The organism is Thiobacillus sp. 65-1402, assembly GCF_001897685.1.
Lineage (GTDB): Bacteria > Pseudomonadota > Gammaproteobacteria > Burkholderiales > Thiobacillaceae > Thiobacillus.
Map to the genome: position 1 here is coordinate 1 of NZ_MKUG01000037.1, position 13,406 is coordinate 13,406.

Annotated in this window: 14 protein-coding genes and 1 pseudogene; all 15 read left to right on the top strand. The window is 61.9% G+C overall.

Translation table 11 applies throughout. The features are described 5' to 3' along the window. Positions 1-339: pseudogene (locus BGO62_RS03105) on the top strand (sulfite reductase, dissimilatory-type subunit alpha); the annotation flags it as partial. A gap of 65 nt (positions 340-404) precedes the next feature. Beyond that, on the top strand, positions 405-1,475 hold the full coding sequence (gene dsrB / locus BGO62_RS03110; RefSeq protein WP_296639202.1) for a dissimilatory-type sulfite reductase subunit beta: 1,071 nt from the start codon (positions 405-407) through the stop codon (positions 1,473-1,475). An 88-nt stretch (positions 1,476-1,563) separates the two neighbouring features. Then, positions 1,564-1,923 carry a sulfurtransferase complex subunit TusD gene (tusD, locus tag BGO62_RS03115; RefSeq protein ID WP_296639204.1) on the top strand — a complete coding sequence of 120 codons (360 nt, stop codon included), beginning with the start codon at positions 1,564-1,566 and terminating at the stop codon, positions 1,921-1,923. Positions 1,924-1,934: 11 nt separating this feature from the next. After that, a complete protein-coding gene (gene tusC / locus BGO62_RS03120) occupies positions 1,935-2,330 on the top strand; it encodes a sulfurtransferase complex subunit TusC (protein WP_296639206.1) in 396 nt (131 codons plus the stop codon). Between the two features lie 11 nt (positions 2,331-2,341). After that, positions 2,342-2,641, top strand: coding sequence for a sulfurtransferase complex subunit TusB (gene tusB / locus BGO62_RS03125; protein ID WP_296639209.1), 300 nt, complete (start codon positions 2,342-2,344; stop codon positions 2,639-2,641). A gap of 22 nt (positions 2,642-2,663) precedes the next feature. Then, positions 2,664-2,999, top strand: coding sequence for a TusE/DsrC/DsvC family sulfur relay protein (locus BGO62_RS03130; RefSeq protein WP_296639211.1), 336 nt, complete (start codon positions 2,664-2,666; stop codon positions 2,997-2,999). A 195-nt stretch (positions 3,000-3,194) separates the two neighbouring features. Further along, entirely contained in the window at positions 3,195-3,920 is a 726-nt protein-coding gene (locus tag BGO62_RS03135) for a respiratory nitrate reductase subunit gamma (protein WP_296639230.1), read from the top strand. Positions 3,921-3,970: 50 nt separating this feature from the next. Beyond that, the gene (gene dsrK / locus BGO62_RS03140; protein ID WP_296639213.1) at positions 3,971-5,494 is read left to right on the top strand and encodes a sulfate reduction electron transfer complex DsrMKJOP subunit DsrK; all 1,524 of its coding nucleotides are present in this window, start codon (positions 3,971-3,973) and stop codon (positions 5,492-5,494) included. 60 nt (positions 5,495-5,554) lie between these two features. Continuing rightward, positions 5,555-7,516: an NAD(P)-binding protein gene (locus tag BGO62_RS03145; protein ID WP_296639215.1), complete on the top strand. Its 1,962-nt coding sequence runs from the start codon at positions 5,555-5,557 to the stop codon at positions 7,514-7,516. Positions 7,517-7,530: 14 nt separating this feature from the next. Next, entirely contained in the window at positions 7,531-8,016 is a 486-nt protein-coding gene (locus BGO62_RS03150) for a hypothetical protein (RefSeq protein WP_296639217.1), read from the top strand. Continuing rightward, on the top strand, positions 8,013-8,792 hold the full coding sequence (dsrO, locus tag BGO62_RS03155) for a sulfate reduction electron transfer complex DsrMKJOP subunit DsrO (protein ID WP_296639219.1): 780 nt from the start codon (positions 8,013-8,015) through the stop codon (positions 8,790-8,792). The genes BGO62_RS03150 and dsrO overlap by 4 nt, the downstream gene beginning before the upstream one ends. Positions 8,793-8,798: 6 nt before the next feature. Then, positions 8,799-10,001, top strand: coding sequence for an NrfD/PsrC family molybdoenzyme membrane anchor subunit (nrfD, locus tag BGO62_RS03160; protein WP_296639221.1), 1,203 nt, complete (start codon positions 8,799-8,801; stop codon positions 9,999-10,001). A 202-nt stretch (positions 10,002-10,203) separates the two neighbouring features. Then, the gene (locus BGO62_RS03165) at positions 10,204-11,574 is read left to right on the top strand and encodes a cobyrinate a,c-diamide synthase (protein ID WP_296639223.1); all 1,371 of its coding nucleotides are present in this window, start codon (positions 10,204-10,206) and stop codon (positions 11,572-11,574) included. A gap of 18 nt (positions 11,575-11,592) precedes the next feature. After that, positions 11,593-11,928: an iron-sulfur cluster biosynthesis family protein gene (locus BGO62_RS03170; RefSeq protein WP_296639225.1), complete on the top strand. Its 336-nt coding sequence runs from the start codon at positions 11,593-11,595 to the stop codon at positions 11,926-11,928. Between the two features lie 5 nt (positions 11,929-11,933). Next, positions 11,934-13,373 (top strand): siroheme synthase CysG, encoded by a 1,440-nt coding sequence (gene cysG / locus BGO62_RS03175; RefSeq protein WP_296639229.1) that lies wholly within the window; start codon positions 11,934-11,936, stop codon positions 13,371-13,373. The last annotated feature ends 33 nt before the right edge of the window (positions 13,374-13,406 follow it).

The following is a 13,406-nucleotide window of genomic DNA, read 5'->3' on the forward strand; positions in this document are numbered from 1 at the left end:
GTCACCATCCTGGTTGGCGGCAAGGGCGTGCTGAAGATTGGCGCAACCATGGGTACCGTGGTGATCCCGTTCATGAAGCTCGAGTCCGACGAGGATTTCGAGAAGCTGAACGAGTTGTCGCGCAACATCATCGACTTCTTTGCGGAGAATGCGCTGGAGCATGAGCGTACCGGTGAGATGATCGAGCGTATCGGCCTGGCCAACTTCCTTGAGGGCATGGACATCCCGGTCGATCCCAACATGATCAGCCAGCCGCGTTCCAACCCCTACTTCCGTTCCGATGACTGGGACGAGCAAGTCGAGAAGTGGAACGAGTACAAGCAGTCGTCAGCCGCTTAACTTTCGTTTACCGCGGGTCTTGGTGCGAACCGGGGCCCGTGCATTAAATCAGTTGGAGAAAAGAAATGGCAGAATTGCGTCCGCCTATCGAGTCCGGTGCACCGGATCCGATGCCCTACATGCACCCCGTGATGGTGAAGAACTATGGCAAGTGGGCTTTCCACAGCCATCCGAAGCCGGGTGTTCTCTATCACCGTGCCGATTCCGGCGATGAGATCTGGACGGTCAAGGCCGGTACGGCGCGTCAGTTGGACCACTACACTGTTCGCGAGCTGGCCGACATTGCCGACCAGTACGCAGACGGTTTCGTGCGTTTCACCGCGCGTTCCAACATCGAATACATGGTGGCCGACGGTTCCAAGGTCGAGCCGCTGATCAAGGCGCTGAACGACAAGGGCTACCCCATCGGCGGCACCGCCAACTCGGTGTCGATGATCGCCCACACCCAGGGTTTCCTGCATTGCGACATTCCTGGTACCGACGCCTCCGGCGTGGTCAAGGCGCTGATGGATGAGCTGTACGACGACTTCGTCAAGTGCGAGATGCCCAACCGCGTCAAGCTGTCGACTTCCTGCTGCGAGATCAACTGCGGCGGCCAGGCCGACATCGCCATTATCGTGCAGCACACCAAGCCGCCGAAGATCAACCACGATCTGGTCGCCAACGTGTGTGAGCGTCCCTCCGTCGTTGCCCGCTGCCCGGTGGCGGCGATCCGTCCCGCCCTGGTGAACGGCAAGCCCTCGCTGGAAGTCGACGAGAAGAAATGCATCTGCTGCGGCGCCTGCTTCCCGCCCTGCCCCCCGATGCAGATCAACGATCCCGAGCATTCCAAGATTGCGATTTGGGTGGGTGGCAAGAACTCGAACGCTCGTTCCAAGCCGACCTTCCACAAGCTGGTTGCGTCCGGCCTGCCGAACCGTGCGCCGCGCTGGCCGGAAGTGGCCGAGGTGGTCAAGAAGATCCTGGCGACCTACAAGGCTGACGGCAAGCCCTGGGAGCGCATGAACGACTGGATCGAGCGTATCGGCTGGCCCGCGTTCTTCGAGAAGACCGGTCTGCCTTTCACCAAGTATCACATCGATAACTGGCGTGGCAGCCGTGCCAACCTGAACGCTTCTGCGCACATCCGCTTCTAAGCTTTTGGGAAGCTGTCAGCGACCGCCGCGGCTTGATTGCGGCGGCACTGATGGTAAATGACTGGATTTTTCGGAGTTTGAGCTAGCCATGCAATTCGGCATTCTTGTAAACGAAGGGCCTTACACCCATCAGGCCAGTGACTCCGCTTATCTCTTCGCCCGTACGGCGATCGAGAAGGGTCACAAAGTACCGCGGATTTTTTTCTACCACGATGGCGTGAACAATTCCACGCGCCTGGCGACGCCTCCCCAGGACGACCGCAATGTCTCGGCGCGCTGGTCCAAGCTGGCCGCGGATCATGGCGTTGACCTGGTCGTGTGTGTTGCCGCTGCACAGCGTCGCGGCATCAACGATGACGTTCTGGCGCCGGGCTTCCGGATTTCCGGTCTGGGCCAGTTGGTGGAGATGGGTATTCAGTACGATCGTCTCGTGACGTTCGGTGATTGAGGAATAGCGAGATGAGCGATATGGACGAAATGGACGAGGGCTCCGGCATCGTCAAGAAATTCATGTTCCTGAACCGCAAGGCGCCACACGGTACCGTGTACGCGCTGGAAGGTCTGGAAGTGGTGCTGATTACCGCCGCTTTCGATCAGGATGTGAGCATGGTGTTCACCGATGATGGCGTCTACCAGTTGATGAAGGGTATCGACACCAAGGGCATCGAGGTCAAGGATTTTTCCAAGACCTATCGCGCCTTGGAAGGCTACGACATCGAGAAGCTGTATGTCGACCAGGCGTCGATGGATGCGCGCGGTCTGACCGAAGACGACCTGATTGTGGATGTGACGGTGCTCTCCGTCGATGAGATGGCGAATCTCATGGCCGAGCAAGACGTCGTGATCAGCTTCTAAGGGGACCAGACATGCTGCATATTGTAAATAAATCGGCCACAGAGCGCAGTTCGCTGGAAAGCTGCCTGCGCATGGCCACCAAAGGTTCTGCTGTATTGCTGATCGAAGACGCGGTGTGCGCGGCAACGAACGGCAACGCGGCAGCGGCGAAAATCCAGGCGGCGGCGGCTGACCTCAAGATTTACGCACTCGGTCCTGATCTGGCGGCGCGCGGCATGGCCGGGCGCGTGCTGGACGGAGTCAATGTCGTGGATTACGGCGGTTTTGTGGATCTGGTCGCAGAGCACAGCAACTGTCAGTCTTGGCTGTAACTTTAATAGAAGGAGTATTGCTATGCCCATGGTGAATATCGCCGGTAAGGACTACGAAGTCGACGAAGAAGGTTATCTGATCGATCTGTCGCAGTGGAACGAGGACGTCGCCAAATACATGGCGGTTGAAGAGAAGGTCGAGATGACCGAAAGCCACTGGGAAGTCGTCAACTTCCTGCGTGAGTACTACGCCGAATACCAGATCGCGCCGGCTGTGCGCGTGCTGACCAAGGCCATCGGCAAGAAGCTCGGCCCGGAAAAGGGCAACAACAAGTACCTGTACGAGTTGTTCCCCTACGGCCCCGCCAAGCAGGCTTGTAAGATCGCTGGCCTGCCCAAGCCGACCGGCTGTATCTAAGTCGTAATACCGTCGGGCCGCTCCGGGTTTTCCGGAGCGGCTCCGATTGTCGGGCTGTGTTTCCCAATCGAATGTGGCTGGGCTATGCCGAGTTTTGCGTTTGATTCGTAAACAGAACGTTGTTAGGGCATACGATTCCGCACACGCTCCAGCACGAGCGGATCGGAGTCCAATAGGAGATAGGGTTTGTCTACTGTGACGATGATTTATGCCGGGATGTTTTACATCGCCACCTTGCTGCTGGTGGTCGGCCTGGTCTACAAGATTTTTGATTACAGCCGTACGCCTGCGCCGCTGAAAATCCCGACCACCCCTGCGCCTACGTCGCAAAAGGGCGTTGTGTACCGGATGGCGAAGGAAGTGGTGCTATTCGAGTCCTTGTTCAAATCCAATAAATGGATTTGGGTATTCGGTTATCTATTCCATTTTGGCCTGTTTCTGGTGCTGGCGCGTCATCTGCGCTACTTCACCGAGCCGGTCTGGTTCTGGGTCGGCATCGTGCAGCCGTTCGGCAAGTACGCCAGCATCATGATGGTGGTGGGTCTGGCGGGCCTGCTGGCGCGGCGTTTCCTGGTTGACCGCGTGCGTTACATTTCGACCCCGTCCGATTACCTGATGCTGGTGCTGCTGATCGCGATCGGCCTGTCCGGCATGCTGATGACCTTTGTCGCCCATACCGACATCGTGGCGCTGAAGGGCTTTTTCATGGGTCTGATGTATCTCGATGTGCAGCCGCTTCCGCAGGATCCGATCCTGCTGGTGCATCTCGCCCTGGTGGCCCTGTTGATGGTGATTTTTCCGATCAGCAAACTGTTGCATGCGCCGGGCGTGTTCTTCAGCCCCACCCGCAATCAGGTGGACAACCCGCGTGAGCACCGCCATGTTGCGGCGTGGGCGGCCCGCCTCGATCAGAACAACTGATTCGTTGACATCGATTAACGAACACTAAAGCACGGAAAAAGGACTCTCAAGTGGCTGCTGCTGAATTTGACATCCCAGAAATCAAGGACGACATCGAGGTTCCCAAGTTGCGCGAAGGCGTGATGGCGCATGCCAAGTCCTTTATTGCGGGCGAGGCGGTGCAGTCTTTCATGGGCTATCCGCATGAGCTGGGCGAGGACTGGAAAGAGCGCGCGCTCGACAAGATGGGCGATCTGCTCGGCAAGTACCGCTCGTTGAAGGTTTTCCTCGACGCTTGCGTGCATTGCGGCGCCTGCACCGACAAGTGCCACTATTACCTGGGCACCTCGGATCCCAAGAACATGCCGGTGGCGCGCCAGGACCTGATGCGTCAGGTCTATCGCCGCTATTTCACCCCCGCAGGCAAGCTGTTCCCCAAGTTGGTCGGCGCCAAGGATCTGACCAAGGAGGTGCTGGACGACTGGTACAGCTACTACTATCAGTGTTCGGAATGCCGCCGTTGTTCGGTGTTCTGCCCGTATGGCATCGACACCGCCGAAATCACCATGGCCGGGCGCGAGATTCTCAACCACGTCGGCATGGGGCAGAAATATTCCAACGAAATTCTGGGCAAGGTGCAGAAGATCGGTAACAACCTCGGCTTGCCCGGCCCCGCGCTGGAAGACACGCTCGAGGGCTTGGCGGAGGACATCGAAGCGGACACCGGCGTGGCGGTGAAAATGCCGCTTGATGTGAAGGGCGCCGAGGTGCTGCTGGTTACGCCGTCCGCCGACTTCTTCTCCGAGCCGCACGTCGAGTCGCTGATTGGCTACGCCAAGGTGTTCCACGCCGCCGGCATCAGCTGGACCTTGTCTTCGCACGCCTCGGAAGCCGGTAACTTCGGTCTGTTCGACGCCAATTACGACGTCATGCGCAAGGTCGCCATGCGGATTCGCGACGCTGCGCTAGAGCTGGGGGTCAAGCGTATCGTGGTCGGCGAATGCGGCCACGCCTGGCGTGTCGCCTACAGTTTCTGGAACACGCTGACCGGCATCGGCTATGGCGGCAACGACCCGTTCTCGATCGAGTTGCAGAAACAACTCGATCCGACTTATCCGCAGCCGCAGCACATCTGCGAACTGACCAACGACCTGATCAAGTCCGGCAAGATCAAGGTCGATCCGTCGGCCAACGACGATCTGGTGGTGACGTATCACGATTCGTGCAACGTCGCGCGTGCGTCGCGCATGGGCACCGAACCCGGCGGCCAGTTCGCCATCCCGCGCGAACTGATCAAGTCGGTGGCGAACAACTTCCACAACATGGCCGACGACACGATTTACGAGTCCACCTTCTGCTGCGGCGGTGGCGGCGGCCTGCTGACCGACGATCTGATGGAAGTCCGCGTCAAGGGCGCATTGCCGCGTGCTACGGCGCTGAATAATGTCGTGAAGGAGCACCAGGTCAACTTCATGGCTACGATCTGCGCCATTTGCAAGGCGCAGTTCACCAAGGTTTTGCCCAAATATGGCTTCGACATGGGCATGGTGGGCGGAGTGCATCAATTGGTCAGCAAGGCGATCAAGCTGGACTGAAATCCAGCGGGCTGATTGCGATTTATCTATTTTAGTTACACAGACGTTAGGAGAACCAACATGGCTGTCACGACGAACAAAGCAAAAACCGAAGGCGTTTCATGGCGTCGCTACAAGGATGGCGAGTCCGAGCAGGACTATCGTTCTTCGCAGGAGCGCATTTTCCAGTCGAGCTGGACGCACAAGTGCCCCGAGTACATGCTCTCCACGCCGCCTTGCCAGGGTTCCTGCCCGGCCGGTGAAGACATCCGTGGCTACCTCAACATCGTGCGCGGCATCGAGAAGCCGCCGGCAGGCGTGACCTGGCAGGAATACGCATTCCGCCGCGTCACCCAAGCCAACCCCTTCCCCGGCGTGATGGGCCGGGTCTGCCCCGCGCCGTGCGAATCCGGCTGCAACCGCAACATGGTCGAAGACCACGTGGGCATCAACTCGGTCGAGCATTTCATCGGCGACTGGGGCATCGAAAACAACATGGCCTATACCTCCACGGCGCCTGAAAGCGGCAAGAAAGTGGCCGTGATCGGTGCCGGCCCCGCCGGCCTGGCCGCTGCCTATCAGCTGCGCCTGCGCGGCCACGGCGTGACCATTTTCGACGAGCACGAAGAACTCGGCGGCATGATGCGCTACGGCATTCCCGGCTTCCGCACCCCGCGCGAGATGCTCGACGCCGAAATCAACCGCATCATCGCCCTCGGCGTGGAAACCCGCCTCAAGACCCGTATCGGCTCCGACATCAGCTTCGAGCAGATCGAAAAGGATTTCGACGCCATCTTCATGGCAATGGGCGCGCAGGCTGGCCGTCCGCTGCCGGTTCCCGGCGCCGAAGCCCCCAACTGCGTGACCGCCGTGGCGTTCCTGCGCGCCTTCAACGAAGGCCGCCTGCAGCACGTCGGCAACCGCGTGGTGGTCATCGGCGGTGGCGACACCTCGATCGACGTCGCGACCGTTGCCCGCCGTCTGGGCAATGTCACCAAGCCCGGTTCGCACGACGACCGTCCGGAGAACGTCATTGCCGGCCACATGGCATCTGACGTCGCCTCGATCTCCGCCCGCGAAGGCGCCGAGGTGGTGCTGGTGTCGCGTGCCACCGTCGACAAGATGGCTGCCAACAAGCACGAAGTCGAACATGCCCAGCAGGAAGGCATCGAAATCATCGGCGGCGTGACCCCCGTGGGCGTGGTGGTCGACGCGAATGGCCGTGCAACCGCACTGCGCGTGGCCGATTTCGTGATGGAAGGCAAGGAGACCAAGATCGTCGAAGGCACCGAGCGCGATCTGCCGGCCGACCTGATCGTGTCCGCGATCGGCCAGGGCGTCGACTTCACCGGCCTGGAGCAGTTCAACAACAACAACGGCCTGATGAAGGCCGACAAGAACTACCGCTTCCCCGGCAAAGAGCACATCTTCGTCGGTGGCGACGTGCTGCGCCCGCACCTGCTGACCACCGCGATCGGCCATGCGTCCATCGCAGTCGACGGCATCGATGCCTTCCTCAAGGGCCAGGAAGTCGACAAGCGCCCGAAAGTGGACGTGCACCACTTCGATCAAATCCGCAAGTGGCTCGAAGCCGGCCATGAGTACAACTGCGAAATCCATGGCGAGGCCTGGGGTACGTCGGAGCGCAAGGACATCCTGCACAACTTCGAAGACCGCTCGCAACGTCACGTCATTCCGCACAACGACCTGTTCCTCGGCCATTTCCCCAACGTGGCGCGCAACATCCGCGAAGTCACCGTGCTCGACAAGGAAGGCGCGCTCGGCAACTTCGAAGAGCGTCTGCATGCGCTGTCCGAAAAGGCGGTCGTGGATGAGGCCAAGCGCTGCATGTCCTGCGGCCAGTGCTTCGAGTGCGACAACTGCGTGGTCTACTGCCCGCAGACCGCCGTGTTCAAGGTCAAGAAGAAGGACAACCCGACGGTCGGTCGCTACGTCGACACCGACTACTCCAAGTGCATCGGTTGCCACATTTGTGCCGACGTCTGCCCGACTGGCTACATCATCATGGGCATGGGCGACTGAACATGGCAGGCAAGATGAAACGTCTGCTGGCGCTGGGCGCGGTGGTGCTGACGACCGCGGCCCTGGCCTGGGCCGGGTCCGAGGCCCAGCCCAAGACCGGGGGCGCGCCCAAGCCGGTGATTGCGAAGGCCGTCAAGGGCGAACAGTGCGTGGAAGACAACGACTACATGCGGCGCAATCACATGAAGGTCCTGAATCACCACCGCGATGAAACTGTGCTTGAAGGCATCCGTACCAAGAAGTACAGCCTCAAGGAGTGCATCAATTGCCATGCCAGCGAAAAGACGGGCAGTGTTGCCGCCGCCAAGGACGATTTTTGCGTGAGCTGCCACAGCTACGCAGCGGTAAAGATCGACTGCTTCGATTGTCATTCCACCAAGCCGCAGGGCACGATGGCGATGCATCCGCTGAATGCTGAAACGGCGCACTACAAGCACAAGCTTGCCGCCCAGGCGACAAGCAAGGTCAGTGCAGAAGAGATGGCTGGGGTTGCCCAATGAGCGATATGAAACCGAGGTCTGATTCCACGCCGGCATCGCCCGAGCGGCGCCGCTTTGTCGGCGCCGCCACGGCGACCGCAGCGGGTCTGGCAATTGCTCCTGGCGTGATGCTGTACGAAGTGGCTCACGGTCGTGCCGAAGATCAGGCCGCCAGCAGTGCCGTGCGCTGGGGCATGCTGGTCGACGCCACCAAGTGCGCCACCGGCTGCAATGATTGCGTGAGTGCATGCAGCACCGAAAACGGCTGGACGCCGGTGGCGGAAAGCAAGCATCCAAAACAGGCGCCGCAGTGGATTCGCAAGCTGGAACTGCAGGATCCGCTGACGCAGATGGAGACCAATCTGCCGATGATGTGCCAGCACTGCGCGGAGCCGCCGTGTGTGGACGTCTGTCCGACCGGCGCCTCGTTCAAGCGTGCCGACGGCATCGTGCTGGTCAACCGCCACACCTGCATCGGCTGCCGCTACTGCATGATGGCCTGTCCCTACAAGGCGCGTTCACTGGTACACGAGCCGCTGAACGACACCCAGAAGCCGGATGTGCCGCGCGGCATCGGCTGTGTCGAGGCCTGTACCTTCTGCGTGCAGAAGGTGGATCGCGGCGACGGCAACACCGCGTGCGCCGAGGCCTGCACCGCCGCTGGGCACAATGCCTTGGTGTTCGGCGACATGAATGATCCCGAAAGCGAGATTTCCAAGCGCCTGCGCGAACTGCCGACCAAGCAGGTGCGGGCCGACCTGAATCTCAACCTCGGCGTTCGCTATCACGGAATCTAAATCAACATGGCAAGCATTACTTTCCGCGAAGTAGAAGGCAGCAGCCCGAAGTACTGGATGCTGTTCGGATTCCTTGGCCTTTTCGTGCTGTTCGGCGCACTGGCCTGGAACTACATGCATCACCACGGCCACGTCGTGACCGGCATGGACAACCAGATCGTCTGGGGGCTGCCGCATGTGTTCGCGGTGTTCCTGATCGTCGCCGCCTCCGGCGCGCTCAACGTCGCCTCGATCGCCTCGGTGTTCAACAAGCCGATGTACAAGCCGCTGGCGCCGCTGTCGGCGGTTCTGTCGCTGGCGCTGCTGCTGGGCGGCCTGCTGGTGCTGGTGCTCGACCTGGGCCGCTCCGACCGCCTGATCGTGGCGATGACGAACTTCAACTTCAAGTCGATGTTCACCTGGAACGTGTTCCTGTATTCCGGTTTCTTCGTGCTGGTGGGCATCTATCTGTGGACCATGCTGGACCGCAGCGTCAAGTCCTACTCCAAGGCGGCAGGCACCGCGGCCTTCATCTGGCGCCTGACCCTGACGACTGGCACCGGTTCGCTGTTCGGCTTCCTGGTCGCGCGCGAACTGTACGGCACCGCCATGCTGGCGCCGATGTTCATCATCATGTCGTTTGCCTACGGCCTGGCGATCTACCTGATGGTGCTGGCCGCGGCCTATGCCTGGACCGGCCGGGAACTGGGCGATGCCGTGATGATGCGCCTGAAGACCCTGCTCGTGGTGTTCGTCGCGGCGGTGCTGTATTTCGTCGTCGTCCAGCACATGACCAGTCTCTATTTCACCAAGTTCCACGCGGTGGAAGCCTTCATCCTGCGCGATGGCGGCGGCCTGACCACCCTGTTCTGGGTGGGGCAGATCGTCATCGGCTGCGTGGTCCCGCTGGTGATCCTGCTGAGCAGCCTGGGCAAGCAGCGCACCTGGATCATGATTGCCTGCGGCCTCGTCATCCTGGGCGGCGTCGCGCAGATGTATGTCACCATCATCGGCGCGCAGGCCTATCCGCTGGATATGTTCCCCGGCCTGACCGAAAAGAGCAGCTTCTTCGACGGCGAGATCCATGCTTACGCACCCAGCATGCCCGAGCTCTTCCTCGGCCTGGGCGGCGTGGCGATCGCGCTGCTGGCGACCACCTTCGCGGTCAAGGTGCTGCGCCTGCTGCCGGCCAGCCTGGACGACGCCACCGTCGCCAAGCTGGAACATTGATCGCATAACCTGCCAGGCGACAGCCTGGCGGGGGATCGTCAGGCATGAACCGGCAAGCCATTTCAGCGATTCCTCCAGACACGGGGCTTGCATGCCGCGCTAGGGGAGTCCAGCTTCCAGCGGGACTCCAGCCCATGCAAGATCGTATGCCCCGCAAGCGGACGCCGGCTTTCCATGCGGTTAAAGCCCCATGAAGGATCGCATGTCCCGCGTCTTCATTTCTGCCGCGCATAAATCGTCGGGCAAAACCACGCTCACGCTAGGCCTGTGTGCCGCATTGCATGCGCGCGGCCACACGGTGCAGCCTTTCAAGAAAGGCCCTGATTACATCGATCCGCTGTGGCTGGGGATGGCGGCGCAGCGTCCCTGCTACAACCTCGATTTCCACATGATGCGGCGTGACGAGATCGAGCAGCAGTTCGCCCGCGCTGCGGCCGGCGCCCGCATCAGCCTGATCGAAGGCAACAAGGGCCTGTATGACGGCCTCGATCTCGACGGCAGCAACAGCAACGCGGCACTGGCCAAGCTGCTCGGCGCGCCGGTGGTGCTGGTAATCGACGCGCGCGGCATGACGCGCGGAGTGGCGCCGCTGATCCTGGGTTACCAGGCGTTCGACCGCGGGATTCGTATCGCCGGCGTCATCCTTAACAACCTCGGCGGCAGCCGCCACGAATCCAAGCTGCGCGCGGTGATCGAGCATTACACCGACGTCGAGGTGATCGGCGCGGTACAGCACGACGCCAGCATGCAGATCGCCGAGCGCCACCTGGGGCTGGTGCCGGCCAACGAACAGGACGCTGCGCGCGCGCGGATTCGGCACGTCGGCGAACGCGTGGCGGCGCAGGTCGATCTTGACCGGCTGCTGGCGATTTCCGACAGCGCGCCCGAACTGAATGTTCCGCCGGCGGCCGAGGCGGCAGCGTCCGCCGAGCGCGTGCGCATCGGCATTGCACACGATCAGGCTTTCGGTTTTTATTACAGCGAAGATATCGACAGCCTGCGCGCCGCCAATGTCGAACTGGTCGACATCGATACCCTGCACGCGCAGGCTCTGCCCGAGGTGGACGGCCTCATCATCGGCGGCGGCTTCCCCGAAATGTTCATGGCGGAACTCGAAGCCAATACGGCCTTGCGCAGCGACATCCGCAACGCCATCGAAGGCGGACTGCCGACCTATGCGGAATGCGGCGGCCTGATGTATCTGTCGAAAAGTCTCGACTGGCAGGGGCGGACGTGCGAGATGGTCGGCGTGGTGCCGGGCAATACCGTGATGCACGAACGCCCGGTCGGGCGCGGCTATGCGCGCCTGCAGCCAACCGGCGAGGACCGCTGGCAGGAAACGTCCCCCATCCCGGCGCACGAATTTCATTATTCGAGCCTGGAAAATCTGCCTGCCGACTCCATATATGCTTACCAGGTGCAGCGAGGCCACGGCATCGATGGCCGGCATGACGGCTATCAGCAACACAATCTGCTGGCCGCCTATGTGCATCGCCGGGGCAGCGGCGCACAGGGCTGGATCGCCCCGTTTTTGAACCAGGTGCGCGCGCACAAGGCGCGCGCTGCCGCCTAATTTTGTAAGGACCCGCGCATGATCAAGATCACCGATGCCGCCGCCGCGCAGATTCGCGTCGCCAACAACAATCCCGACGTGTTCGAGATGGTCCTGCGTGTCGCCGCCTACCAGGAGGACGACGGCAGCGTGAACTACGGCATGGGCTTCGACATCGAACGCGAAGCCGACGAACACCTCATCGTCAACGGCATCGCAATCCTGATCGCGGCCTCGAGCACGCCCTACCTGCAGGGGGTGACGCTCGACTTCGTCGAAATGAGCCCGGGCGACATGCGCTTCATCTTCATCCCGCCCTATTCCGCAGAAGACGGGCCCGCCGAATCGGGCGACGACGCTGCGCCCACCGAGTAAACCCCATGAATTACCTGCCCATTTTTCTCGATCTGCGCGACCGCCACTGCCTGGTGGTGGGCGGCTCTGAAACCGCGGCGCGCAAAACCGAACTGCTGCTGCGCGCCGGGGCCTGCGTCGAGGTCGTCGCGCCGGATCTGCACGAAGGCTTCGCGCAGCTGCCGCACGCCGAACGCCTGAAGCGGGTGGCGGATGCCTTCACCCCCGATCTGCTCGACGGCAAGGACGCGGTGATCGTGGTCGAGGACGATGCGGCGGCTGCCAAGGTCGTCGCGGACGCCGCGCGCGCGCGCCACATCCCGGTGAACGTGGCGGACAAGCCGGCGCTGTGCAGCTTCATCCTGCCCTCGATCATCGACCGCTCGCCGATCATGGTGGCGGTCTCCAGCGGCGGCGAATCGCCGGTGTTGGCGCGCATGTTGCGCGCGCGGCTGGAAACCCTGATCCCGGCCGCCTACGGTCGCCTCAGCGCGCTCGCTGCACGCTACAAGGAGCGCGTGCGCGCGGCGGTCAAGCCGGAGCAGCGCCGCGCCTTCTGGGAAAAGGTGTTCCTCTCGCCGGTCGCCGAAATGGTGTTTTCCGGGCGCGACGTCGAGGCCGAGCAGCAGCTCGACGCCATGATCAGGGACTCGGCCTCCCACGCCATCAGCCGCGGCGAGGTCTATCTGGTCGGTGCCGGCCCTGGCAATCCCGACCTGCTGACCTTCCGCGCCCTGCGCCTGATGCAGCAGGCCGACGTCATCGTCTACGACCGCCTCGTCTCGCAGCCGATTCTCGACATGTGCCGGCGCGACGCCGACCGCGTCTACGTCGGCAAGGAGCGCGACGACCACGCGGTGCCGCAGGAAGAAATCAACATGATGCTGGTGCGCCTGGCCAAGGAGGGCAAGCGCGTCCTGCGTCTGAAGGGCGGCGACCCCTTCATCTTCGGCCGCGGCGGCGAGGAGATCGAAACCCTGGTCGAGCACGGCGTGCCGTTCCAGGTGGTGCCCGGCATCACCGCCGCCGCCGGCGTGGCGTCCTACGCGGGCATTCCGCTCACCCACCGCGACTATGCGCAGTCGGTCGCCTTCGTCACCGGGCACCTGAAGGAAAACACCTTCAACATGAACTGGGAAGGCATCGCGCGCAAGGATCAGACCATCGTCATCTACATGGGGCTGAAAGGGCTGCCATTGCTGTGCGAGGCGCTGATCAAGCACGGCCTCACCGCCGATATGCCGGCGGCCATCATTCAGCACGGCACCCTGCCGACCCAGCGCGTCATCACCGGCGACCTCGCCACGCTGCCCGCGCTGGCCGAGCAGGCCGGGCTCAAGGCGCCCACCCTCATCATCGTCGGCAACGTCGTCAAGCTGCGCGAAAAGCTCGGCTGGTACCAGCCCGAACAGCATGGCGAGCAGGCCAGCCGCACTCCGCTCGAAGCACCGGATCATCTACCCTGACAAACGCGGCAGGCCGCTGGCCTGCCCGTATCC